The organism is Holdemania sp. Marseille-P2844, assembly GCF_900120005.1.
Lineage (GTDB): Bacteria > Bacillota_I > Bacilli_A > Erysipelotrichales > Erysipelotrichaceae > Holdemania.
The window spans coordinates 357,692-383,870 of the sequence record NZ_LT635450.1; the positions used below are offsets into that span (position 1 = coordinate 357,692).

Here is a 26,179-nt window from a genome sequence, read left to right on the forward strand (position 1 = left end):
CCTGTTAATTGGTCAGAGCTTCCATTTCCTCGTCGGAAATCAGCTCATAATCGGTTTCGGTTGCTTCAAACTCCGGCAGACCGTCAAGGTCAATATCCAGAGCAGAAAGGGTTGCAACGGCGTGTTCTGTGCCGCCGTGCTGATATGCTTTTCCTTGCCCGTCGGTGGTGTACTGCACATTCGGGTGTTGGAGAAGATCATACTTTTCGTCCATAATGGGATATTCGCCACGGATAAACAGCAGCGCATAGCGGTTGTCCAGCATACGCACCTCCGATGCGTCCAGCAGCTCACGCCCCGTGATCTGATAGTTGGTGCTGTAATTGCCGCTTCGTCCGGTGGACTTTCCGTAGGTGTTGGTGTCGATTGTCTGCTTGCCGAGGTAGGATTCTGCGATCATCTTGTGCGTCCCGGTTTCGTTACCGCCGAGATAGAGAAATTCATCGCAGTTGCCCAAAATGCTTTCCCATTGTTTTTCAAACAGGGCTTTAAGCTGGGCGATATTCTGAATGATGATGGACACGCTGATATTTCTGGAACGCATGGTAGCCAGCAGCTTGTCGAAGTCATCGGGCAATGAAACATTGGCAAACTCGTCCATCAGAAAATGCACCGGCACGGGCAGGGAACCACCGTACCTGTGGTCAGCAAGATAAAATAACTGCTCAAAGGTGGAGCCGTAGAGCATACTGACCAAAAAATTGAAGCTCACATCATGGTCGGGGATCAGCGCAAAGAGCGCCATTTTCTTTTCGCCCAGGGATGCAAGCTCCAGTTCGTCCGTTGCAGTCAGCGCCGCAACGCTGGACAGGTTAAATTTCTCCAGTCTTGCCGCAAGGGTGATCTGGATGGATTTCAGCGTTTTGGCAGAACCGGAGTGATAGTCCTTGTAATACTTCACGGCGATGTGTTCCGGGTCACGCATTTCCAGCCTTTCAAACAGCTCATCAAGGGGCGATTGATAGGTGTCATCGTCCTCCCGGACTTCACCGGCACGAAGCATCTCCATAACCATCGGGAAGTTCTGTTCATCCTTTGGCGCTTCATAACGCAGGTAGAACAAAATGGCAAGCAAAAGCATTTGGGCAGCGGTATCCCAAAAAGGATCTTGTGTCTGACTGCCTTTTGGTGTAGTCGCCTTAAAGAGATTTGTGACCAGCTTTTGCACATCGTTGTCACAATGCAGATAGGCAAAGGGGTTATAGCAATGACTTTTTTCCATGTTCAAAAGGTCAACCACCTTTATCTCATAGCCACGCATGGCAAGCAGTGCGCCCGTATCCCGAAGCAGCTCGCCCTTACAGTCCAGCACAAAAAAGGATGTGTTTGCCTGAAGCAGATTCACTTTCGCATAGAAGCGGCTTTTACCGGCACCGCTGCCGCCCACACAGACGGTATTGAGATTACGCCTGTGTTTTCTGCCGTCCAGACCCATGCGAAAGTTCTTTGTAAAGATACGGTTTGCATACGGGTCACTATGGTCGCAATACTTTTTGTTGATCGCTCTGACATTGCCCCATCTGGCAGAGCCGTGTTCTTCCCCTTTGCGGTAATTGCGTCGGGTGGAAAGGAAAATACCAATACCCAAGCCATAAGCGCATAAAAAAATGAGGACAGTTTTTAGGCTGTCCTCACATAGCGTAATATGGAATGGGTTATTCATGGCTTCCGGGAACCGTACAATAATTTCCGGCAACCCACCCGGCAAGGCAGGCGCAAGGAGCAATCCCAGCCATGTCACCGGGATAATACCCAGCAGGCACAGGATGTTCCTTGCACGGCGGTCATCGTTCTTCACGGGAACCGAAACGAACCTTTTTCACCGGGGCATCAATGGTTTTTAAGAGAATTTCATCCACAATATCCGTGGGACGATCTTCTCCAATCAGGTCGTTTCTCATTTCATTCAGAGCGTTTATCACAACGCCGTGTTCATACTTGTCCAGAGTTAATACACGCTTTTCTTCCTTTCCCATGGCTTATCGCTCCTGTTCCTTGGATTTGGGAGCCCTGTTCTGCTCAAAGACACGGGCCATCCTTGCGGAGATCTCGCTGGCGGCATCCCGGATCTCCGTCAGCGTGGCTCGGACGCTTTGTGCATCCGCTTCACGGAAATCGTCGGGCAGACGGCTGAAATCATAACCGCTGCAATCAATACCGTTTTTGCGGCACAGCATATAGGACACGCTGTATGCCGCAAACGCCGCACCCTCACGGGTGTAGTTTTCATTGACGGCGGCAAGCTCGGCATGGGCAAGCTCCTTGGATACGCTGCGGAAAATATCGTCTGCCGTCATGCCACGGCGGACGAAAATGACCTGCTGATCGTGGTCATACAGTGCGCCCATGTGATTGGGAAGCTCGTTTACCGTCTGCATCGGCACGGGAGGATTGCTGATAAGACCACGGAGCAAAAGCCGGTCATCCATGCTGACCGAAGGCTGAGCCTTGGTTCTTGTTGTGGTCTGGGACACATCAAACACACGCTTCACATTGTAGGAAGTGGCACGGGTGCCGTCCTCACGCTCATACTCATCACCGGGTTCCAGAATGGAAATACTCTGCGGATTTTTCTTGACATAGACGCCGGCAGCTTTCCAACCGTCAAAATCTTTCAGTTGGGTAGCCTGCGGCATCTGCGCCAGAATCAGCAGCGCATTGGTTGCGGAGTATCGGTCAAACCGTGCCTGCACATCCAGATAATCCCGGTATCTGCCACCGTCCGCACTGACGGCTTCTGCGGTGGTATCCGCAAGGTCATAGACGGCCTTGCGCTCTGCCTGCTTTTTTTCTGCCCATGCTTCTTTGTCGAAGGGCTGGTCGGTTTTCCGTGCAGGCTGAGCATCAAAAATATCATCAAAATTGCTCATTTTTGTTACCTCGCTTTCGATTTATGCTTTTTCTTTCTGTTACCCGGCTGCTTGTGCTGGTTGGTTTTCTGCTGCGGTTTCTTGCCGGGTTGTTCTTTGGCTGGAGCCGCAGGTTTCTCCGCTGTTTCCTGCCTTGCAGCCTTGATCTCCCTTAGTTCCTCACGGACAGAGGGGCGGTCATCGGCTTTTTTAGCAGTACCCTCGGCGGTTCTGCTTGGCTTCTTTGAGGTAGGCTCGGACGGAGGGGATTTTTCCATCTTCGCCGCAGAGGGGTTTGAGCTTGCAGGTTCCTCCTTTTGGATGGGCGCACCCAGCATTTCATCCAGCAGCTTATCCTCGGCGGATTTGTCCGGTGTAGTGTGTTCCGGTGCTGCAGGTGTCGCCGCACTTGCAGCTCTGCTCTGTTCAATGTCATGCTTGATGGATGCAGCATCCACGGTAGCCAGCTTGAAGCGTTCTACAATGCGGTTGATCTTGGACGCATCCTCCGCACGAACCATTACATCCACCAGCCCATCCTCGGATTTTCCCTTGCCACGCAGGGCGCAGTACACGACACCGTACCGCTTGGCTTCCTCGGCAAACTGTTTCAGATGTTCCTCGCTGATGGTAAATACCTTTAATTCCTTGCCGCTTTTCAGCATGGCGGTCAAACGTTGACGGCCTTTCAGCTTGTTCTTATCCTTATTCTTCAGAACGGTGTAGATCGCTGCGGCAATGTTTTTGGCGGCGGAACCGGTCAGGCGCAGAGCAACCTCTGTACCCTCCAATGACATCCTAACGATTTGTTCCGCTGCGTCGCCTGTATTGTTCATCTCGGTTTTGCTCCTTTCCCTTAGATTGCTCGTCCTCACGGACGGCTTTGATTTTTTCTTTCATTACGCCGGAGCGCATAGCAATATCGTCACATAGTTTCACCTCCCGTCGTATGGTCGAAAGCTCTTTTGAAAGCACGGCAATTTGCTCCTTTACCTCGGATAAAAAAGCTTCATCGGATTTCACCGCCACGGTGCGCTGCTTCTTATACAGCCGCCTGCGATCTGCGGTCAGTGTTTCCGCCTTGCTTTCCAGTTCGCTTCTATATGAAGAAAGCTGCTCGGCGGTATCTATGCGATGCCGTGCAAGCAGCCTTACTTCCTCGGATATGGCATCCATCTTCATCAGGTCCTCACGGAGCAGAAAATGGAGGCGTTTATTGCTGCGCTGTTTACCCTTGGGGAAATAACCCAGCAGATAGCAGTAATGAAAATATAAAGCACGGAAGCCTGTGACTTTCCGTGCGGTTTTGAAATTGCCCTTCAGCTTTGCCCGATACACCTTGCGTTTGGATTCCGGCTCCGGGAGTACCCTGCGGTGCTGGGAGAGGATTCGCTGACGGATTCCGTCTATGGTGTAATCCTCACCAAAGTTCCGTGCCAGCCGCACAAAGCGTTCCTTGCCCGGAGGACGCACGGAAATGTCTTTGCCCATTTTAATCTCATATCCTTTTTTGCGGAGCGCATCAAAAAACTGGCGTTCCGTCATGGACTGGCGGATCGCTTCATCCATATCCGCACGAACAATACCACGCCATGTGGGGCGCTGTTCCTGTTCCGCCCGCCATTCTCCGTAGTGCTTGGATTTTCCCGGCTGGGGATCTTCAATAACGGACAGACGATATTTTAGGCACAGTTCATCGGATGCCTTACGCATATCCCGATAATCCTGCTTGGTGCGGTGATATTTGATGCCGTCCACAAAGGAAACCGTATTCAGCACAAAATGGTTATGCAGATGATTGTCCTTGTCAAGATGGGTGGCAACGACCACCTGGTACTTGTCGCCCCAAAGCTGCTGGGCCAGTTCAATGCCGATTTGGTGTGCCAGCTCCGGTGTCGCTTCGCCGGGGGCAAAGGACTGATACCCATGATAGGCCACAGTGCCGTCCTCTTTCCCGAACCGGCGCTTGACTGCCAGCATTTCCTCACGGGCGGTACTTGGATGGCAGTTTACTCCGGACACAAAGCTCTGCATGACCTGTGCGCTTTCGTCATCCATCTGCTGTGTCTTTTCGCTGTTTACCGCATACTCGATCACATCAGACAGTCCCTGTGTCTGCCTGTCGGTCATATCCTGCTTTTCATAAAATGCGGGGTTGGTAGTCTTGTCCGGGTTCTCCACATAAATGACCACCTTGCCCAGCCAGCCGTTGACACGCCAGATAGATGTGGTAGCCATTTCGTCACACCGCACTGCGCTTGTCGCTTTTGCCGCCAACGGCAAAAGGCTCATCGCTCCGTGGGCGTTCCTCTCCCCGCAAAGCCTTTTGGCTTTGTGGGGTCACCATGTTGCTCATAGGCTGCGGCGATACCACCGCATCGGTGATTTTCTTTACCGCATCCTCAAAGAGCTTTACTCCGGCATCGTAACGCTGCACATCAATGACATTCAGCGTATGGGCTTTCTGTGCCACTTGGTTCAGACTGTTGCCGATACGGTACAGTTCGCGCATCATATCATAATAGTCCGGCGGTGGTGCTTCACGGGGAACGCTGCCGTTAATGAGGTGGCGGAGATAGCTTTCTCTGGAAAGGCGGCTTTTCTTCACACGCTTATCCAACACCTCCATTTCCTTACGGTTCAAACGCACTTTGATTTCAATGTTTCGTTTACTCATGGGTATCCTCCTTTTCGTTACGGTTGATCTGAATGACGCACATGGTCAGCACACCGGCCATGCCGCCGATGATAAGACCGATCACAAAAAACGATGCTTCGTACATGGTGTAATCCATCCTTTCATTTGAGGGGTTTTAGGGGGTCTGCCCCTAACAAGCTGCCTTTTGTCCCCAAAAGGCGATGCTTGCTGGTATAGTGCATATCGTTCTCCCTTGGGTCGAACATTTTTTGATACCAGCCGAAAACAAATCACATTTGGGCAGAAAAAAAGCAGCCTGTATTTCTACAAGCTGCTCTGTAATATAACAATATGAAATTATTCATGGGATTTAATCTTCGCCGGATTTCTCACCATCAAGACGGATGCTTATATTAAGTTCCTGACCATCTAATGAATGTTGGCGTTCCAAGACGGTAATTTCAAAATTCTCCGTCAGGACTTTCCATACCTTTGCAGACAGTTTTGCATCCATCTCAATGGTATACTGTGTCTTTTGTTTCATCTTCTACATCCTTTACACATTCTGTTCATCGCAGAGAAGAACATCATCTCTGGTTGCTGCCAGTGCGGTGAGTTCGTCTGAAAAGCCCGATGCACTGAATAACACATACCAAACTTTTCTGTTGTTTCGTTCCCATGTGACAGAATCGGTCTTTGCTTCCAGATCCCGAAGTACGCTTACTCCTACCGGCTCCTGCCAGTATTTACATTCACCGAGAATCAGATTCTTTCCTTCCGGATCAAGTGCTGCAATATCAATTTCCGTCTTTGCATCCCAATACCGGCCTATCTTGGTGAAGTTGAAGGGCCAAGCATTATCGGCATTCAGTTCCCACATCCGTTCTTTGCAGACATCCTCATATACAAATGCAATATGGTTTATCACAAGACTTTTTTTGATCTTGTTCATCACAATGCGGCTGTGGCCACTCTCAATAAAGCTCATATTCGGGTACACGAAAGCAAACCAAAACCGCAGGTAATTGTCTTTGATCTTATAAAGTCCTTTCTTGCTCTTTTCCGGATTATCTTCCGTAATCGGGACTTCGCGTTCCAATATATCCAGATCTATGAGCGTTTTCAGGTACTTGGTCAGACTGGTAGCCTTGATTTCCAGAACGGCTGAGATGGCAGATAATTTACTGTTTCCTGCAGCAATTGCCTTAATGATAGAGAAATAACTACCTACCTCAGTAACTTCCTGCTGAAGCAAGAAATGGGGTTCGTCATATAGATACCCGGACCGATTCAGTACACATTTTTGAATAGCACTGTAAATGTCTTTGCTTTCAGAGAACAGTTCAATATACTTCGGTACACCACCGGTGACAGAATACATTTCAATAAGTTCTCTGCGAGTCTTATTCGGGAAAAACTTGTGATAATAACCGAACGGAATTTGTTTTAGCCGAATTTGTGCTGTCCGTCTGCCATATAAAGGACTGCCATACGCAAGTGTCTGGGACTCCATCATAGAGATCAGAGATCCGCAGAGGATTACCATAACGGATTTGTCCTTTAATATTTCCTCCCAAATTCTCTGGAAGATTGACGGGAAAGCAGGATTGCTCTTGCCTAAATACTGAAACTCATCCAACACGATTACCGGTTTGCTCTCAAATGGCGTATCCATGATAGACTTAAAAAGCACATCCCAGCTCTTAACATCCGCACTCCGAAGGAGATCACTGTTAATAAATTCCGCAACCTTTTCTTTAAATGCAATTCGGTTTTGGGTTTCGGCTTCCTCGCTGGCAAGGAAGAACAGAGCGTTCTTATCCTTAATAAACTCTGAGATCAGTGTAGTCTTTCCAACTCTCCGTCGTCCATATAGAACAACTAAAGCACTTCCGTCTCTTTCGTATTCGTTTTGCAGGGTTTCCATTTCCTGCTCCCGGTCAACAAAATGCTTCACTTGCATCGCCTCACTTTCTTTATCTATATTATACCCGAAATTATAATAATTTCAAGTATAATCTGTAATTTTGTTGATAGGAGCAGGATTTTTTCAGAACACACCTTACCAATCGTCAGGATCGTTATCAGAAAACAGTAGTTATTTAGTCCATGTTCCGTGACATATAAATCTGTTCAGATACAGATTCCAAAAAATGCTCCACATAAAAATCACCGGTCAGCGCTGCGTAGCTACCGGTTACGGGATAACGATATTCAGCGGTTTCATAATATTTGCCATCCCTGTCTGCAACTGTCATCTGACAGCAGAAGGTCACGGCAAGGCTCATATCTTCAAGCAACCACAATTCGTAGCTTTCAGTTACGGTACTCATAGCCGCCGTGCCTTTTTCCACGGAGCTGTCCAGCCGGTAGCCATTCATACCAAACAGACGGTTATGACGGTAGGTGTGGGACATTTCCTCGGTGCCGTCCACCTCAAAGCCACAGATAGGAACAAACTGCCAGTAAAGCAGGGGATCAAAGCCGCTGTCCCAATATAATTCATCCAGCATCTCACGGATTTCTTCTTCATCAAACTCTGCCGTCTGCTCCATGCAGAAACGAAGCAGGGACATATACATTCTGTCCTTGGCTGACATGGCCAGCTTATCCACCGGCGTTTCCAGTTCCGTGGCCTGTACTGCCAGCTCATCCACATCTTCATTTGTGAAATTGAGCATATCCGTCTGATGGTACATACGGGCAGCCAGCCCCTCCGCCGCACGTTCATTGTCGGCGCAGATCTCGACCTTTTTATATGAGGTCGCCATAAGGGTCACTTCATAATTCTTCATTGCACATACTCCTTTAATTATCGTTCTTTTACTTTGGGTTTTACACTTGTGATGGGAATGCCCAGCCGGTAGCACAGGCAATCGTTATAGTCCTTGCCGATGGGTGGAGGGTACACGCTAACCTCATACCGATCCTGCAGCAGAGCTTTCAGCGTACTTGCTGCCAGCTTGCCGGTGGCATCTTTGTCCAGGCGCAGACATACCCGTTTAATCTCCGAATGATCAGAAAGATACTGTTTCAAGGCCAGCGGGAGGGCTGTTTCTTCGATATTCTCCTTGGGCTTATATACACCGGCAAGGGATACAAGGTGGTCGCCGTTCCACACCATACCTTCCTGTTTGCGGATGGTGGCATAGGATAACAGATCAATGGCACTTTCAAACAAATGCACCGTGTCACTGTCCTTTGCCGGAATACTGAAAGAAAACCGCTTATCGCTGCCGTTGGCTTCGCCTTTGAAATCGGAGCCAATACCACGCAGATTCGCATACCGTGGCTTGTTGTACTTATCAAGGCCCACGAATACAACATTATGATGAGGATAGCTTTCGTACAGCCGCCCGGTAGAAAAGCAGTATTCGATCAGCTCAGGATCGATGCCACGGCGAATAAGGTAATTTGCCGCATGGGTGGCACAGCGGCTTGCCTGCGGCAGTAGTACAGCCTTGGGTTTCTCTTTTTTGGGGGTGTTTACCGCTACGGGAGGAAGTACCGCTGACCGTCCCATGATGGTTTCCACCGCTTCCATAAACGGCAGTTCTTTGACCTTAATGAGATAGTCCAACGCCGTATAGCCGCCGATACCACGGGAGAACCAATACCATTTACCATTGGAAATCTTCAAGCTGTCATGCTCACGGGTACAATAGGTGTTGCCGCCAAAATGCACCAGCTCATGGGGTTCATAGTTTCGCAGATAGGTCAGCAAGTCCATTTCTCTTGCCTTGGCTACCACCTCCGGGGAAATATACGGCATAAGCAGCACCTACCTTTCTGCCCGTCTGGATGCAATAAATTCCTCACGCATGACCTTATTGGCACGACATTCAACGGCATTTCGTATCTGCTCCATGTGTCCATGCTCCTGATTGCGGAAATACTTATATACATCTGCAAGTGGACAGGGAGATTTCAGCAGCGCCCGTGCCTGTTTTTCTGTCAAGTGCATTTCCTCCATCGCTGTGAGAATATCCTGCCGCATGGTGTACTCATAGGTGTGGTTTAGGATCTCATTGGGAGGCTGGGTCAGCAACCACTCGTGGTACTGCTGTTGTTCGGCTTCCATCTTTTCATAAAGCCGGGTATTCAGTTCATTACTCATTGGGGTTCACTCCTTTGCAAAAAAATTAGCCGGGAGATCTTCGTAGTGAAAACCTCTCGGCTATGTAAAACGGCACGTTTTCCCGTGCCGCAGGGATTATCTTTCATAATCCCGTGTTTTTGTTTTCTCCGGTGCATCTTCCTCCGGTACATCATCCAGCAGCGACCTGTCTTTCTGATCCATGTTCAACAGGATGTTCAGCTCTTTCAGCCGTGCAGATTTGGCATTTAGCTCTGCTTCTTTGGAAAACGGGGTGTTCATTTCTGTCCGGGCATTTTCAAGCTGAGTCTGTGTTTCGGTCAGTTCTTCACGGGCAACATCCAATTTCCCCTGCAGGCCGTCAATGACATTATCCATACGGGTAATGTTACCGAAAATATCAGCGCCCAGCACAGTGGTGTGGGACAGGGTTCCCTTCATGGTCATGCGGTACTCATTGCTGGCACCGTCATAGGCAAGGACAGTAGAAAAGCCCCGGTACTGTCCTAAAAAGACAGCATCGGAGCCGGTCATGGTGGTGCAGGCGTCGATGATCGCTTTGCCTGCGGCTTCCTTATCCTCGTAGAAGGTGCCGAGTATTTCCATACCCACAAATCCCTCTGTCGGTTTTGGGTGTTCTGCAGCGACGGCTATATCCTTTTCATAGCCTGCGATACGCTCTGTGAGCCGCTGTATGGTTTCGGGGTACTTACGCAGCACCAATTCCTCCAACGCATACCTTTGGTTCAGGTGATTGGCTTTGAGCATATTCAGCTTTGCCACCTCCATATCCAGATTGCACTTTTCAATAATCAGCGGATTGCCGGTGGCAAGGGCCTTGATTTCGGAGTAACTGAGGGCGGTTTCGTCCACATCCTCCGCAGCTCTTACCGGAGCTTTGCTGGTCATGATCTGTGCGATGAATTTCTGCTTGTTTTCTACAAGCTGATAAAGGTAGGCATCAAAGGTGTTTTCCGTCACATAACGGTAGATCTCAACCTCCGGGTTTTGGTTGCCCTGTCGGACAATACGGCCCAAACGCTGGGCAAGGTCGGAAGGTCGCCACGGGCAGTCCAGGTCATGCAGGGCAATGAGGCGGTCTTGGCAGTTGGTGCCTGCGCCCATCTTCTGCGTACTGCCAATCAGGACACGCACCTGCCCGGAGCGCACCTTGGCAAACAGTTCCTTTTTCCGTGCTTCGGTGTTGGCATCGTGAATAAAGGCAATTTCTTCCTCCGGCACACCCTTTGCCATGAGTTTCTTTTTCAGATCGTCATAGACATTAAAGGAGCCGTCGCCCTTCGGTGTGGAAAGGTCACAGAACACCATCTGTGCGCTGCGCTGTTCCTTGGTACGCTCCCAAATATCAAAGACATTCCGGGCGCATACAGATACCTTGCCGTTTTCATCGTCAGCGGCAAGCGGATTGATAAGACGCATATCCAATGCCAGCTTTCTGCCGTCGTTGGTAATGCGGAGCATATTGTCGATGTGCGGGTCAACACCGCCTGCACGGATGGCTTCAGCTCGCTCTGCCAGTCCCTTAATCATTTCCTGCTGTATTTCAGAGGGTTTTATGACCTCTGTGTGGAAATTTGCTTTGGGAACAGGCAGATGAAGCATATCGGCGGTCTGAATATCAGCCACCATTTTGAAGGTGGACATCAGCTCCGGCAGATTGTAAAACTTGGCGAACCTCGTCTTGCTGCGGTAGCCGCTGCCCTCCGGTGACAGTTCGATGGCGGTAATGGTTTCACCGTAGTTTGCCGCCCAATCATCAAAGTGCAGCATATCCATATCCGCAAGGGTGCTGTACTGCAAGTAACGCTGGATGGTGTATAGCTCCACCATGCTGTTGGAGATCGGTGTGCCGGTGGCAAACACTACACCACGCCCTCCGGTGATCTCGTCAAGATACTGACATTTCATAAAAAGGTCGGAGGATTTCTGCGCTTCGGTCTGTGCAATGCCGCCCACATTCCGCATTTTTGTCGCCAAAAAGAGGTTCTTAAAATAATGGCTTTCATCCACAAAAATGCGGTCAACACCCAACTGCTCAAAGGTCACAACATCGTCCTTGCGGCTTTGGTCGTTCAGCTTGGCAATGCGGGTTTCCAGTGATTTCTTCGTCCGTTCAAGCTGCTTGATGGTGTAACGCTCGGCCTTGGCTCGTTTGGCTTCCTGGATACCGAACATGATGTCATCAATCTGACGCTGCAGAATGATCTCCTGCCGTTCTCTGGACATGGGGATCTTTTCAAACTGGCTGTGACCGATGATGATAGCATCGTAGTCGCCGGTGGCGATCCTGCCGCAGAATTTTTTGCGGTTACGGGTTTCAAAATCCTTCTTGGTCGCCACAAGGATATTGGCTGAGGGGTAAAGCTGGAGCCATTCAGCCGCCCATTGCTCCGTGATATGGTTGGGAACCACGATCAGCGACTTGGTGCATAGCCCCAGCCGTTTGCTTTCCATCGCTGCCGCAACCATCTCGAAGGTCTTGCCGGCACCCACTTCGTGGGCAAGCAGCGTATTACCGCCATACATGATGTGGGCGATGGCGTTGATTTGATGGGGTCTTAGCTGAATTTCCGGGTTCATACCGTAAAAACGGATATGCTGACCGTCAAATTCACGGGGACGGATGGAGTTAAAGGTTTCGTTGTAGATACGGCACAAAAGCTCACGGCGGTCAATATCTTTCCACAGCCATTCAGCAAACTTGGATTTGATAAGTTCCTGCCTGTCCTGTGCGATAGCGGTTTCCTTCTTATTGAGGACACGCTGCTCATTGCCATGTTCATCATAAACGGTATCAAAGATACGCACATCCTTTTGGTTCAGTGTCTGCTCCAGAATGTGATACGCATTGATACGCTTGGTGCCATAGGTGCTGAAGGTACGGACATTGCCGCTGTCAGAGCTTTTATTGGTAATGTTCCATTCGCCGGTTGCCTTGGAATGGAGGATCTTGATTTTGCTCTTGGCATAGCCGCCCGTGCCGAACAGCTCATACATGAATTTCTCGTAAATTTCGGTGGGTATCCAGTTCACACCGATACGCACACCGATCTCACCGGCAGTCAGATCCACGGGCTGTACGGCTTCCAGAGCCGATACATAGCTGCTGACGGTATCTTTCTTTTCGGATGGTAATGCCATCTGCAAGGCTTTTGCCATACGCAGCTTTCGGCGCACATTGCCGGAAAGATATTCGTCAGCCGTCACAAAGGGATAGCGTTCAAGGTCTGTATGGGCCGGGGAAATATCTGCGGCATCTTCTGCACAGCGAATATCCCGGTAGATAACACCTGCAAGTTCTGTTTCCAGTTCCTCCGGGGTTTTACCGGACAGCGCAGACATATATTCCATATCCACCCGTGCCTTTTCCGCAATGGATACGGCAAGAGCTTCACTGGCAGTATCAACGCTTGTTACAGCCTCATGGGGACGGATGGTGCGTTTGGTAAACATATCCGCCTTGCGCTTGAAGTTACCTTCTTCGTCCAGCACCTCCAAAGAACACAGGAGGTAATAGCTGGAGTCATCGCTGAACGCAAGGCTGTTGCCACGGCTGCATATCAGCCCGTATTTTGTAGTGTACTCGTCATACAGGGTATTAAGCTGTGCCTGCTCTTTCAGAATGTCCTCATCCGGGTATCCCTCGGTCTGGAGGTCGATCAGCTTACGGACACATTCTCGCAGGGCGATCATGCCACGGATGCGATTTTCTGCTGTGACGGACACTTCCACCGGGTACATACGGCTGTTTTCACGGAAATACACCTTGCCGTCTGAAATGGTATAACTGAAATTCCGTACATCCGGGTCGGCTGGGATGGAATGATCTTCCTCGTCCAGTTCCTCTGCTTCATATTCCGTGATCTGTGCGTGGAGGGTCTGCACTGCTTCGGCAAGCATATCGGACAAGTCTGCATTTTCGTAAGGCTTGCAGGTACTGTCCATGCCAAATCGTGTGCTTTCCATGACCATTTCGCCCAGCACCATTTCTTGATTCTGCACATAATAGCTGTTCATACGGATACCGTTTTCATCTGTATCCAGATGCACCCAATCCGGCTCAATATCCGTTATGCGGTCACGCTTCTGCAGGAACAGAATATCGCTTGTGACCTCTGTGCCTGCATTTCGCTTGAACGCATCATTGGGCAGACGGATTGCTCCGATCAGGTCTGCTCTCTGTGCAAGGTACTTGCGGACAGCAGAGTTTTCCTTGTCCATCGTTCCCTTGGAAGTGATAAATGCCACAATACCGCCCGGTCTGACCTTATCCAATGCCTTTCCGAAAAAGTAATCGTGTATCAGCCAATGGTATTTGTCGTATTTCTTGTCCAGCACCTTAAAGTCGCCAAACGGCACATTGCCGATTGCCACATCAAAAAAGCTGTCTGGCATCTGCACCTTTTCAAAACCGGTTACGGCAATGGAGCTGTTTTGATAAAGCTGCTGGGCAATGCGCCCAGAGATGGAGTCCAGTTCCACACCATAGACTTGGCTGCCTGCCATTCTGTCCGGGAGCATACCGATGAAGTTACCGACGCCGCAGGACGGCTCCAGAATATTGCCCTGTCGAAAGCCCATTTGTGACAATGCCTGATACATCGCCCGGATAACGATTGGGGAGGTATAAAAGGCTGTAAGGGAGCTTGCTCTGGCGGCGGCATATTCTTCTTCGGTCAGTAAGGATTTCAGTTCCTGGTACTTGGCATGACGGTCATCAAAGCAATCGGCAAGACCGCCCCAGCCTACATAGCGGGATAAGATTTCCTGTTCTTCGGGTGTGGCAAGTCGGTTTTCTTCCTCGATACGCTTCAAACAGCGAATAGCCGCTACATTGGCGGCGTATTTCTCGCTGGCTGTGCCGTAGCCCAACTCCGGGTCATCAATGATATAATCATGCCGCTGCTCCTTTGAGATTTCCGGGTGAAGGGTTGTAAACACGATGCGCTCACGCTTTGGCTTGGGAGGGGCAAGTTTTACAGGCGGTGCGAGTGCCGGTTCCTCCTTTACCGCCGCAGGGCGATGGGAACGGAGGGTGTTTTCTGCTTCTTCCAGAGTGGCAAAACCGCCTGCGGTGGATGCGGCATCGCCGGTCTGCTCATCATAGCCGTAGCGATTGTAATACTGACCGTTGGGATACTGCTGGATAACGATATGCTCATTGTCAGAGCGATACTGGGCAACAATCAGTGCGGATGGTTCTTCCTGCGCAGCTTCGGCATCTGCCATGACCTGCCGTATAAACGGGTCACTGTTTAAGGCTTCTTCATCCACCACCTGACCGTCCACAATACCACGCTGGGCAAGTTTCTGACGGATAGCAGCAGGGTCAACATCGTCAAGGAAGTCCCTGTCAGCGTTGTTTTGCTGATATGCTTCGTCTGCCAGCGCCACCATCACATCAAAGTCAAGGTTTGCAAGATATTCATGCAAGTTCCCCATGCTGTCGCAGGCAATTTCATGGACAGTTTCGCCGTCCACCTGGTACACCAGACGATACCGCATAAGGTCGGCAAAAATCTCAACATTGTGCATACTGTCTGCTGTGGAGCTGAACGCCAGATCCACATGATACAGATCGGTATAATCCGCACCCTGTTCAAAGACTTCCATACAGTATTCATCAATGAGTTTCTTTGCGATGATGAAATCGGCTGTATTCTTAGCGGGGCCGGAACCATACTCGGCTATGCTTGTATCCAGCATTTCCTCTGTTACCGCATAACCGGCTTCGTCCAGATGACGAATAACCTCATCCTTAAAGGTTGGCTGTGTTGGTTCTACAGGAGCAGCCGTTTCTGCTACCAACGGACGGGGTTCTTTCTTTTCCCCAAACAGCGAGAATGTGCCGTTGCGGTAGGCAGTAATATATTCAATGCCCTTTTGGCAAAGATTGTAGTCCCGGTCATCCTGCGTGGTAGTTTCCCATATCGGGAGCATCATCTGATAGATGGCTTCCACCTTTGCCGGATCATCCAACTGCGGCTGAATGATTTTGATTGCATCATAATAGTCAAACCCATAGGGATATGGGTGCGGCATTTCCTGCGGCACACGGGTGAAAAAGTGGTAAATGCTGATAGCAAGCTGTTCCTTTTCGTAAGTCGGGATATATGCCAATTCCTTTTCGGTCAGGTATCTGCCTTGGCGTATCAGCTCGGAGATGCGTTTCTCAACCTTGTTCCATGGAAGCAGGATCTTGTCATAGGGCTTAAAATGTCTGTCCTCACGGGAATAGGAAATGCCTTTGCCGTCGTGATTTTCGTTGAAGCCCATCCTGCCGGTGCCGCCCCAGCCGTATTCGTCTTTCAGAAAGCTGGCTCGTTCTTTCGGAGTATGTCCCTCACGATAATAGGCATAAATACGAAATTTACTATGCTGAACATTTCCTCCGCCAATCAGCAGCTTGTCGATTTCATCTTCAGTAATGAACTGTGATGGTACAGGCTCGGCAGGCTCCGGCGCAGGAAATACAACCACTTCACGCAACAAGCCTTCCAGTTTTTCCTTGATCTCACTGCATCTGTGATAGCGAAAGCGAAGCAGCTCCCGGTTCTCCGAAAGAGCAGTCGCAAAAGTGTCCAGTTCCGCAAGAATTTGTGCAACAGTCTCTTTGTCTGACAGCATCTTGGATAGCTGCGCCGTCATGTCCGGGTAGCCGCCCCGTGTGTCATACACACCTCGTACAGTCACCATATAACTGGCTTCACGGGCTTCCTCTGTAAAGTCGCCTACAAGGTACAGCATACTCTCAGAAAGAGCCTTTTTCTCCACCTCATCATATCGGTCTATGACCGTCTGCGGCACATAACGCCCCATATCCAGAAGTTCCCGGATGCGCTTTGCAACATCCTCCCACAAAAGCACAGTAGCGATTCTTCCCGTGGCACTTCTGCCGTGAGAAACACGCAAGCCGTTTTCGTCGAACCACATAGCATAGGGTCTGTCACCTACGAAAAAACCTTTGCCGTCACGCCTGTATTCCTTTTGCAGAAAGGCGGCATTTTTCTCCAACGGATAATCTTTGGAGAAATAAGCATAGATGCGCTCTAAGCTATCAATTTCATTTCCGCCCAGGCATAGTGCGGTATCAATGACCTGCTGGGGCAGGGTAGGTGCAGAAAAGAATGTCATTTGCGGCTCGTCATCGTTTACCGGTGCGTCAAAGCCTGCAATATCAAAGAGGGACATCTGCTGACTATCCACATTTTTAGGCGGCGTGATCTGCGTATTGACAAAGTATTCCTTTTTGTCGATCATACCTGCGGTCAGTTCCGCAACGATACCCCATGAAAAAACGGACTCACTCTTGCGGGAAAGGTATGCGCCCTCCCACATAAGCAGTCCGTCCTCCTGCGGCTTATATCCAACGCGAACACCGTCAACAATAAGCTCCGTGTATCTGTCCTGATACGCAGATTTGATATATGCCACCCGTTCTTCCAGTTCGGGATGAACCGTAAAGAACATTTCAATTTGCTGTTTTTTGTATTTAAGGTCATCATCCTTATTGGCGATGATAGCGGCAATCAGTTTCTCATCCAAAAAAGCGGGCAGCTCTGCGCTGTCCGCTTCTTCGTGTTCTTCACTTAGCTGTAAATCAGCTCCTGCAGCACTGTTTCCTCCGCTGACTGCCGGATGCTGTTCATCAGTCCCGTCCAGAGCATCGGGTCGGCGGCTTTCAGTTCCTCCGTCACGCCCTCGCTCTTCGCCGTCCGACTGATAATCTGCTCCATCCGTATTTTCGCTGTCTGTTCGATCTCCATCAAGTGGCTGTTCAGATTGCCCGATGTCAGCAGATTGGTGTAGGTGATCCTGCGGTGCTGCTTGAGAAATTTGCGGCGCATCAATGCGTACTTCCCAAGGTGAACCTCCGGCTCCTGCGGAGGCAGTAGGTTGGGCAGGTTGTAATCTCCCTGCATCGTGTATGTGATATTCTGCATATTCTATGCTCCTTTCCGGCTGTGTTGTTTCTGTTCTGCTAACAGGATACTCATTTTCGGGGACAACTGCAAATGTGCGATTTTGGTTTCTGTCCTGCCTTTGCAATGTCATAACAGTACGGGAGATTGCTGACAGACACATTTGAGAAATATCCCCGGTGGCAGTACCAAGCGCATTAAGGGTCTGCGGCGTATTGAAATCCAGTACACATCGAAAATCATCGTCCGTAAAGTATTCGCCGGGGTCAATGCCGCATCGGGAGAGAAGCATATAGCCGATACTGTTTTGCAGGGCATTACGGTATGCCACTTCCACATTCAGCTCATCCAGTTCCTCCAAAAAGCTGTTTTCCTTGTAATAATGCAGTTCTGCAAGGTAATCGGTCATGTTGTCCTCTACGGCATTTTTTGCCGCAGAGAGCAGTGCCGATGCCAAGTCCTGCTTTTCAGACAGTTCTCCAAAGCTGTTTTCCAGAGTTTCGATAACCTCTGTTTCATATTCCGGCTGCATCGCCCAAATAGGAACAGGTCTTGCAAAGCGGCTGGGGTGAGTATCCGATATGTCAAAGTAGTATTTCAGCCGGGAGCGTCTGTTATGTTCGCCATCAAACACGGCAATGCCGGTTGCCCCTCGGTTGACCCAACGCCCAAAACGCTTATTCCATCCATTCGGCCCTTCAATCGTCAGGACAGCGGTTGCGTCCGGGCGCTGGGCATAGACCAATAGCTGCTCGTCAAAGGAAAGACGGAAATTGCGGCAGGCAGAGGTAAGAAAATCCTGCCATGCCATGGGAGCTGTCACGCTTGCCTGTGTTCTGCGGTACAGCTCCGTTATGATTTCATATTTTCTCGCCATCCGGTTACATCCTCCTTATCTTGAAATTTCAGCGGTTTGCCGCTGCTTTGGAATAGAAAACCCGTAAACTTTGGCAATCTCATCGCCAAGTCTACGGGTAATCCTTGTAATGTCTGCACGGGTAGCCTTACCCTCATACAGTTTTTCTTTCAGTAGGTCTATCTGTGATTCACGAATACCGGGCTTATATACCCGATAGAGGTAATGATTTGTGCCATCGTGATGTATGGCATCACACCGCAGGTCGCCCAGCTTATCCACATACCATGTGGCATAATCAAGGTCTGAATACAGACAATCGCTGATCTTGCCGCTTTTTATCTCGCCATATCCGGAATACCGTCCGTCCCATCTGCCAATGTCTGCAATCATCAGGATGGGCTGTGAAAGCTGAATACTCAGGTTAGCACGCTCATCATCCAGATAATTGCCATTGATTTCATACATCAGGGAGATCCGTTCTTCTTCGGACATATCCGGGTATTCTGCTTCCAGATCATCCCGCCAGTTCTCATAGTCGAGGTCGTAATTGCTCCAGATGATATGTTTATCGCTGTTCATCGGGCATCACCCCTGTCATGGTTTTTCGGACGGAGGGGATTGCCTTTATCATCGTAGTTTTTGGGGTCGGCGGCAGGAACATCCCACCCGTGCATGGAGCCTGCAAGCATAGCTTCCTCCTGTGCCTTGCTGACACCCAGCTTTACATTGCGGTCATCTGCAAATTCCCGGTTATATGTTCTGTCATCGGTTGAAAACTCGCACCGGTAATAGCCGGTTTCGCCACGCTTAATGATAATCAGCTCATCCGTGGACGGCACGGTGGAATAGCACAGCTCCGGCAGGGAGGAACGCAGAGGAATAACCGTATTGCCGCATTGCTGCATACGCTCCGCAAATTCGCAGATATGGTAAAGGTTTTGTCCAACCTCCACATGATAATCGTCGATATATCGGCACACCCTGTCCATCGTTTCATCCGTAGATAATGTGATACGCACCTTATCACCGTCCGGGATACGGAAACGCTCTTTATAGTCTGGAGTGATGAAACGGATACCTTTTTCTGCATGGCTCAGATGGCGGTCAAGCCATTGGCGCAGATAGCAATAGCAGTACAGATTATAGTCGCCTTTGTTGGGATTAAGGCGGAGCATATAGGAATAGTGGTCGGTATCCACACGGAAGCCATATTCCTTGGTGTAGTTTCCCTCAAAGCCACTGGCGGGATGGTCGTAGCAATATGCAGTCATATCACGGCGGCTTTTCAAAATACCGCCGTAGCTGTTATCCTCACGCAGAGCGTTGATAACATCATCAAATTCTGCCTTGAACGCATCGCTTTTCAGATCGGCCCGGTGGTCATCCCACGATGAAAAGAAACCTGTGCCGTTGCTGCCAAAGTCTGCCCGGAGGTGTCCGATACAACCGGTCTGCATGGTAAGCTGCTGGCTTTGGGAATAGCTGTAATTTCGTTCCTGCGGGTTCATGGGTCTTATGGTCATTTCCATTATCGTTCACGCTCCTTCATCTGTTTTTGTTTTGTATGGACTTCTGATATGGTCTGCCCGTTTTCTCTGGCAGTCCAGTAGGCCGGGTAATATCGTTGCACACTATCATTGATGCACTTTTCGTATTGACCCGGTTTCCAGTAATCATTGACCGGGGCTGTGAACAGATTTCTGTCCATCAGCTCTCTGATAACAACGGTGGCAGCGCAATCTTCTTCAAAACAATAATAACCGCCCTCACGGAAAGCGCATTGCAGAGCCTCCCGTGAGAAAATGGAGGTTGCAACTCTGGCATTGACCATGATCCCGCCGTGACTGGCTGTGTCCACAGAAAAAACATGGGGATATAGCACCCTACAATGCTGAATTTCTCCCCACGGAGAAAATAAAGGCTGCATTATCGCTCACGCTCCTTATCCTTATTTTTCTGCGTTCTGCCAAAGCGCCGGTCTTGCAAATCAAGCTCTGTTTTTGCTCTCTCCAAAAGGTCACGGTCAGCTTGGCGGCGCTCATTCATATAATGACCCCAAAAGTAATTGTTGCCGTCCTTGCACTCCCATGTGACATAGGGTGCCGGGGCGGCAGGGTTATGACCGATGACAAATTCAGCATCGCCAATCATTAAGGACTGCACAATGGTATAGCTGGCATTTTTGCGCTCACTCATATCAGCGTTCCTCCTTTGTCTTAGGCTGTTTTTGATTGTGATTCTGCTCATACTGCACAAGCCCTAATTCTGCCCACTTGGGTAGCTGCTCCCGTGTCAGAGTGCCGAGAACCTCCCTGCGCTCATAGCGGCTGGTTTTTCCGGTGTAAAGATCTACACAGTAGCAGGCCGAACCACGGCTGTGGGGCGATGCACCAAAGCCGCCCACGCACAGCTTGATTTGGTGCGTTGCCTTGCGGTACTCACGGCGCAGTACATCCGGGTTAATGACAACAATTTTGTCGTTAATATCATCGTCATGGGAAATAAGGGTACAGTGTTCTGCGGTCAGCGGCGTATCCTGGATACCCTGTATCTTAGGTGTCAGTAGGGCAACACGGGTCTTTTCTGCCTGTTCTGCCACACGCTTCCCAAAGATGCCCATGATCTCCGGGAAGTCATCGCTGGAAAGGATTTCTTCATACCGGGCAAAAAGTTCATTCTGCTGGCAGAAGCCGCACATATACTTTTCATCCTGTGCGCCTGCCGGATTTTCGCCTACAACGACCTCTCGATCTCCCACATGGACAGCGTGGATGATCGTATAATCGCCTGCGGTTCTCTTGTGTTCCGACTGGATATGCACTTCATCAGTTTCCGGGTAGTTCTGCCGTTCTCTGTCCTCGATAATCAGATGCTGCAGATATTTTCCTTTATCCAACTGACTTTCAAACCAGTCTTTCATTTCATCGTCCAGCTCCAGTAACAGAGAATAGTGATGGACTTTGTTGCTGATAATCGTGTTCATGCTCACACCTCACTTTCCTCAGCATTTTCAAGCAGTTCCTTAATGCGCTGCCCGGTGCGGATATTGTGCTTATCTGTAAGCACTTTGTTCTGCACATACAGCACCGCACGGATATTGGGGACGGTAATACCGGGTATTTCCACCATTTCCTCCGGTGTGATGGTCAGAATACGGATGGGCGAATATCCTGCTTCTTCAAAGATGCGGAACAATCGCTTTTCATATCGTTCTCTCATTTTACATACGCTCCTTTCTTCGGGTATGTAAAAAGGGCGGCATATTTCAGCCGCCCCGGTCATTACTTCTTCTTGCTGCTTCTGATTCTGAGGAAAATCAGTGCCGCAACGATGAAAACGACCAATCCGATTGCGACGATGGTTTTAGGTTCCATTATTCAGCGTCCTCCTTTTTCTTGAATTTTTTGAAGCTGAGAATACCAAGCCCTGCAATACCGGCTGCGGAAACGCCCATCAGAGTCAGCCACAAGGGTAGGTTAGAAGCGTCACCGGTCTTGGGGTTATCGGGTTTCAGCTCGTTGTGCATCTCCACTTTGGTCACAGATCCCTCAAAGACAGCCGCCGTTTTATCAGCCGGGAGGATATAGCCGGAAGTGGCTTCATTATTCACTTCGGAAATGATATAGCCATCGCCAATACGGAGATTTTCAATAAGAATTTCGCCGTTGGCATCGGTTACGAACACTTCGTCATAACCATTCGGGCCGGTCACACGGAAGGAGAAACCTTCCACCTTTCCATCTGCGGAGGTCTTGATGATCTTGATGCTGCCAACCTTCGGCTGGTTCATAAAGCCTTTGCCTGCTTCATTTTCCACTGTGACAGTTTCGCCGTCCTCCGCGATCTCAAAGTAGTAAGCATTTTCGTCCAGGCAGAAGCCATCCGGCGCAGTCTGTTCCTTTACAAAGAAACCGCCATAGCGGAGATTACTCATTTCATAGAGGCCCGTTTCAATTTCGGTCATCATGCCCATGCTCTCGTCATCGGCATCCAGCTCCTTATTGCCATTGGTGTCACGGAAAATTTCAAATTCTGCACCGGTCAGTTTGTTGTCGGGATATTCCGCATCCACCTTTGTAAGCTGAACAGAGCCACGGACGAAAGCATTTTTCACTTCGATTTCAATGATCTGACCGTCCTCGGTTACAGATACCGGGAACAGAGTTTCGTTCAACACATAGGCGGGACTGCCGGTTGCAAGTTCTCTCACAATAAAGCTGCCCACGGGGATCTTCTCAAAAGCAAAGATTCCATCCTCTGCGGCGGTAGCCAGCATGATAGCATTTGCTTCTGTAAATTCTTCTGTGCCGGAAAGAAACAGACCGAACACAGCACCGGCAAGGGCGTTGCCGTCCTCGTCCTTTTTCAGTCCGTGAATACTGCCGTATTTCAGTTCATTGTGGATTGTTTCGCCATTGTTGACCTTGATTTCTACAAGTGCCACAGTCTGATCGGCGTATTCAAAAATAACGGGATATTCGGTATCGGACAGCTTGTAGTGACCGTCTGTTGCATATTCCTTGATATACAGGGAAGCACCTACAGGAATATCAGTTGTGAATACGATGCTACCGTCCACGGCACAGGTAGCAATTTCAAGCAATGCCCCGGCAGGAATTTCCGTACCGTCAGCGGCGGTCAGCTTATCCTTTGCATACAAGCCAAAGGACACAGCAGAGATTTCTCCGTTGCCGCCGATGCCAAAGAGGTCATCCTGCTCCATATCCTTTGTCAGCGTTACGATTGCTTTCTGGCGTTCATTGACCATATCTGCGGCGATTTCCGTGATTTCCACTTCCTGTCCTGCATAGGTCAGTTCTACATCTTTCGGCTCGGTATTCAGCACCGTGCCATAGCTTGCCTTGGTTTCCACGATGGTGTACTTACCCAAATACAGCTCGATGGATTCCACCGGCTTGTCTGCCAGCGTGGTAACGGTATCCACGACCTCGCCCTTGGCATAGCGGAGAACACCGCCGCTGTAAATATCCTCGGCGGCAATAATATCATAGACCGCACCGGCCAGACCCTGCATTTCATATACAGGCTGGTACACACCGCCCTGTTCCGTCACAGTAGCGAATACTTCGCCGGTCTTGCTGATCTTGATAATGCCTTTCTGCGGCATATTGGGACGCAGCACTTCAATGACCTTTACGCCTTCCTCGTCGGTACTGTCATCGGGAACCACATCGAAATAGACGGGTGTGGGGTCAAGCACATAATTTTCGGGGGCGGATACCTCCACAAGATAATAGCCCTTGCCGTATTCCAGAGGCTCCGGAGTAATCAGGAAACCCTCGTCATTGGTGTAGAAGGTAGAAACCTCAGTGACCTGCGGATAGGTGTAGGTCATTGTGATCTGTTCGCCATCCGGGGTATAAAGCTCAAAACCTACATTCGCACAAGGGATGATATTTCCGCTTTCTGCATCGGTTTTTACGATTTTGATTCGGCTTTCAAATACGGCATTGTTGGCAAGATAATGGTAGGTGCGTCCATCCTCGGAAATGAACACTTCAAAATCCGGGAGCAGCTCAGCACCCTCCTTACCGGACACCTGATGCACTACATAAGTGCCGTAAGGGAGGAACTTTGTTTCTGCGAAGCCGTTTTCATCACAGATAAGATAATCTCTTTCGCTTTCCTTGGCATCCTCATAGCTGCCGGAGGATTTCAGATAGACCTCAAATTCTGCGCCGACTTCCGGAGTTTCGATCTGTGTGGAGCCGTCATCTGCGTGTTTAATCATGCTGAGTTTGCCAATGATAACACGCTCGGTCACATCCAGATGCTCAGTGTTCAGTTCCACAGAATACTGTTCACAGCCTACATTCAGCCAGTAGATTTCATCGGACAGAAGATAACCGCCGTTTTCCGCTGCGGAGATCTCACGGATGTTCCAGTTATCGCCGCAGGGATAATAGTCCGTAATGAAATAGCCGTTTTCATCGGTCACATAAGTGTCAATGAGTGTTTCACCGTCAAACACACCGTAGGTGTGACCGGCAAGAGTAGCGTCGCCCTGTGCTTCGCCATAAGGGTAGCCATATTTTTCTACAAGGGCATCAGATTCCGCAGAAAGCAGCATCGGGACAGCACCGCTATCTCCCAGTGCTGTGTCATAGAAAAGGTTATAATCGACCTTAAAGACTTCAACCTGCCATTTCTTCAAGATGTTATTGAATGTTACTTCCGATTCGGTGTTCCATTCAATAACGGTTTCCTGTGTGTCGGGAACCACATACTGCTTGCCTGTGTTGATTTCCTCAACCACATAAGGGGTATCACCGGAAATCAGCACATTCTCAAAGATTGCCACGCCATTTTCATCGGTTTCGGCAAACTGTTCCACAGCATGTCCACTCAGAGAAGTACCGGAGAGCTTAAACTGCACACCGGCAACCAAATCATCCTCGGAGTTCTTAATGACCTTCAAGGAACCTCGTTTCAGGATGTTGTCAAAATTCACGGTAGCAGTCTGACCGCTGACCACAGTAACAGTCTGACTGCTCTGCGGCTCATAACGGTCAGATACCATTTCGGTTACAGTGAATGTGCCGGGGCGCAGGCCATCCAAGGTAATTACACCACCGTTTGCCGTCTGCACGGTCTGGTCGATTCCATCGCCGGTAATGTGGAAAGATACACCGTCCACCACGCCATCCTCGGAGGTCTTAACAATCTTCAACGAACCGGTAGATGTTTTCACATTCAGATATGCGGTTACGGGGTCAGTATTTTCCACACCTGTGACCACATCCTGCAATTCAGGAGCACCATAAGCGATCAGCTTGGCACTTTCACTGACAACGGGGATATTATTTCTTGTTGCTGTGATGGTAGCACCATCAGAGATAACATCGTCAGTGGTAATGGTCAGCGTGTTGCCGGACTGTGCAATGCTTACGCTGTTATCAGATACGGAAATGTTGTACTCGGACAACACATTGTTGGAGTCGGTCAGTGTCATTACATATTTTCCATCGCTATACTCGAATTCCTGCGTTGATCCATTCATAAAGCTGGGAACCGTATTGTGATTTCTAAGCAGGGACACGATCTGATCGTAAGCTGCTGCAGCTCCACTGTTAGGGTAATTTGAACCAAAGTGCAGAGAATATATAGTAGTATCCGTCTGACTAAAGGAACCGGAAGTATTACGACATCCAGTTACAAACTCCCAGATCAGCGTCTGCGTTGCCAACCACTTTTCATCGTCACTGCCTGTCAAGCCGTCACGATTGCCCTGGTAGCCATACAGCAATGCCAAACCAACGGCTTTTTTCTGACTTCCTGAAAGAGCATTCCATGTTTCAGAGGAATTGGCGGTCAGTTGGTCGCCAGTATGCAGCGGAACACCGGGCTGAATACAAAAGGCCGTGTCGCCGTCTACATACATTCGGTACTTGGGGTTTCCGACACCACCGGCAGTATAGCCGTTGATCTCAGCTCCGGAGTTATAATACATCGTATTGCCGTTTGCATCATAGGTGTAGGCAAATGTTACTGTACCTACATCGCCTGTTGCCGCAAACGCAGTTGCCGGCAGGAGGGATAATGCACAGACCGCAGACAGGAACAATGCTGCGGCCTTCGTAAAGAACTTTTTCATTTTCATATTCATTTTGTCCTTTCTGAATGATTTGTTGAAATGTCTTACCCATAGAAATAACAAAACCTGTACTTCTTTTTCGGAAAGTACAGGCAGTTCTGAGGGGGTGAGGTGTGGAGAGGGGGAACAGCCGGTGTCGTCACACCCGGCATAAGGGTATAGTTACCCCTTGTCAGTCG

General features: G+C 49.5%; 21 protein-coding genes. All 21 read right to left on the reverse strand.

What is annotated here, in order from left to right; translation table 11 throughout:
• Positions 1 to 4 precede the first annotated feature (4 nt).
• Positions 5 to 1,798: a VirD4-like conjugal transfer protein, CD1115 family gene (locus BQ7364_RS06355; RefSeq protein WP_072683930.1), complete on the reverse strand. Its 1,794-nt coding sequence runs from the start codon at positions 1,796 to 1,798 to the stop codon at positions 5 to 7.
• Complete coding sequence (locus tag BQ7364_RS06360) at positions 1,785 to 1,976, reverse strand: hypothetical protein (protein ID WP_072683931.1); 192 nt, start codon at positions 1,974 to 1,976, stop codon at positions 1,785 to 1,787. Before BQ7364_RS06360 ends, BQ7364_RS06355 begins: the two co-directional genes overlap by 14 nt.
• Positions 1,977 to 1,979: 3 nt before the next feature.
• The gene (locus BQ7364_RS06365) at positions 1,980 to 2,870 is read right to left on the reverse strand and encodes a hypothetical protein (RefSeq protein ID WP_072683932.1); all 891 of its coding nucleotides are present in this window, start codon (positions 2,868 to 2,870) and stop codon (positions 1,980 to 1,982) included.
• 5 nt (positions 2,871 to 2,875) lie between these two features.
• Positions 2,876 to 3,685, reverse strand: coding sequence for a PcfB family protein (locus BQ7364_RS06370; RefSeq protein WP_072683933.1), 810 nt, complete (start codon positions 3,683 to 3,685; stop codon positions 2,876 to 2,878).
• Complete coding sequence (locus BQ7364_RS06375; protein WP_072683934.1) at positions 3,648 to 5,087, reverse strand: relaxase/mobilization nuclease domain-containing protein; 1,440 nt, start codon at positions 5,085 to 5,087, stop codon at positions 3,648 to 3,650. Before BQ7364_RS06375 ends, BQ7364_RS06370 begins: the two co-directional genes overlap by 38 nt.
• A 4-nt stretch (positions 5,088 to 5,091) precedes the next feature.
• The gene (locus tag BQ7364_RS06380; protein ID WP_072683935.1) at positions 5,092 to 5,526 is read right to left on the reverse strand and encodes a plasmid mobilization protein; all 435 of its coding nucleotides are present in this window, start codon (positions 5,524 to 5,526) and stop codon (positions 5,092 to 5,094) included.
• Positions 5,519 to 5,632, reverse strand: a complete 114-nt coding sequence (locus BQ7364_RS06385) for a DUF3789 domain-containing protein (protein WP_139248579.1) — start codon at positions 5,630 to 5,632, stop codon at positions 5,519 to 5,521. The genes BQ7364_RS06380 and BQ7364_RS06385 overlap by 8 nt, the downstream gene beginning before the upstream one ends.
• Positions 5,633 to 5,857: 225 nt before the next feature.
• Positions 5,858 to 6,031 (reverse strand): hypothetical protein, encoded by a 174-nt coding sequence (locus tag BQ7364_RS17935; RefSeq protein WP_159432761.1) that lies wholly within the window; start codon positions 6,029 to 6,031, stop codon positions 5,858 to 5,860.
• A gap of 12 nt (positions 6,032 to 6,043) precedes the next feature.
• Positions 6,044 to 7,450 carry an ATP-binding protein gene (locus BQ7364_RS06390; RefSeq protein WP_200798768.1) on the reverse strand — a complete coding sequence of 469 codons (1,407 nt, stop codon included), beginning with the start codon at positions 7,448 to 7,450 and terminating at the stop codon, positions 6,044 to 6,046.
• A 139-nt stretch (positions 7,451 to 7,589) separates the two neighbouring features.
• Entirely contained in the window at positions 7,590 to 8,282 is a 693-nt protein-coding gene (locus BQ7364_RS06395; protein WP_072683936.1) for a hypothetical protein, read from the reverse strand.
• Between the two features lie 17 nt (positions 8,283 to 8,299).
• On the reverse strand, positions 8,300 to 9,259 hold the full coding sequence (locus BQ7364_RS06400; RefSeq protein WP_072683937.1) for a DUF3991 and TOPRIM domain-containing protein: 960 nt from the start codon (positions 9,257 to 9,259) through the stop codon (positions 8,300 to 8,302).
• A gap of 9 nt (positions 9,260 to 9,268) precedes the next feature.
• Complete coding sequence (locus BQ7364_RS06405; RefSeq protein WP_072683938.1) at positions 9,269 to 9,604, reverse strand: DUF3848 domain-containing protein; 336 nt, start codon at positions 9,602 to 9,604, stop codon at positions 9,269 to 9,271.
• A gap of 96 nt (positions 9,605 to 9,700) precedes the next feature.
• Positions 9,701 to 17,074, reverse strand: a complete 7,374-nt coding sequence (locus BQ7364_RS06410; protein WP_234973157.1) for an SNF2-related protein — start codon at positions 17,072 to 17,074, stop codon at positions 9,701 to 9,703.
• Positions 17,075 to 17,193: 119 nt separating this feature from the next.
• Positions 17,194 to 17,547 carry a TnpV protein gene (locus BQ7364_RS06415; RefSeq protein ID WP_072683939.1) on the reverse strand — a complete coding sequence of 118 codons (354 nt, stop codon included), beginning with the start codon at positions 17,545 to 17,547 and terminating at the stop codon, positions 17,194 to 17,196.
• Between the two features lie 871 nt (positions 17,548 to 18,418).
• Complete coding sequence (locus BQ7364_RS06425; protein ID WP_072683941.1) at positions 18,419 to 18,964, reverse strand: hypothetical protein; 546 nt, start codon at positions 18,962 to 18,964, stop codon at positions 18,419 to 18,421.
• On the reverse strand, positions 18,961 to 19,914 hold the full coding sequence (locus tag BQ7364_RS06430; protein WP_072683942.1) for a hypothetical protein: 954 nt from the start codon (positions 19,912 to 19,914) through the stop codon (positions 18,961 to 18,963). The genes BQ7364_RS06425 and BQ7364_RS06430 overlap by 4 nt, the downstream gene beginning before the upstream one ends.
• The gene (locus BQ7364_RS06435) at positions 19,914 to 20,312 is read right to left on the reverse strand and encodes a DUF7007 domain-containing protein (RefSeq protein ID WP_083538470.1); all 399 of its coding nucleotides are present in this window, start codon (positions 20,310 to 20,312) and stop codon (positions 19,914 to 19,916) included. The genes BQ7364_RS06430 and BQ7364_RS06435 overlap by 1 nt, the downstream gene beginning before the upstream one ends.
• Positions 20,312 to 20,581 carry a hypothetical protein gene (locus tag BQ7364_RS06440; protein WP_072683944.1) on the reverse strand — a complete coding sequence of 90 codons (270 nt, stop codon included), beginning with the start codon at positions 20,579 to 20,581 and terminating at the stop codon, positions 20,312 to 20,314. The genes BQ7364_RS06435 and BQ7364_RS06440 overlap by 1 nt, the downstream gene beginning before the upstream one ends.
• A 1-nt stretch (position 20,582) precedes the next feature.
• Positions 20,583 to 21,368, reverse strand: coding sequence for a hypothetical protein (locus BQ7364_RS06445; protein ID WP_234973155.1), 786 nt, complete (start codon positions 21,366 to 21,368; stop codon positions 20,583 to 20,585).
• A gap of 2 nt (positions 21,369 to 21,370) precedes the next feature.
• Positions 21,371 to 21,604 (reverse strand): hypothetical protein, encoded by a 234-nt coding sequence (locus tag BQ7364_RS06450; protein ID WP_234973156.1) that lies wholly within the window; start codon positions 21,602 to 21,604, stop codon positions 21,371 to 21,373.
• Positions 21,605 to 21,758: 154 nt separating this feature from the next.
• The gene (locus BQ7364_RS06455; protein WP_072683980.1) at positions 21,759 to 26,006 is read right to left on the reverse strand and encodes a SpaA isopeptide-forming pilin-related protein; all 4,248 of its coding nucleotides are present in this window, start codon (positions 26,004 to 26,006) and stop codon (positions 21,759 to 21,761) included.
• Positions 26,007 to 26,179: the final 173 nt, after the last annotated feature.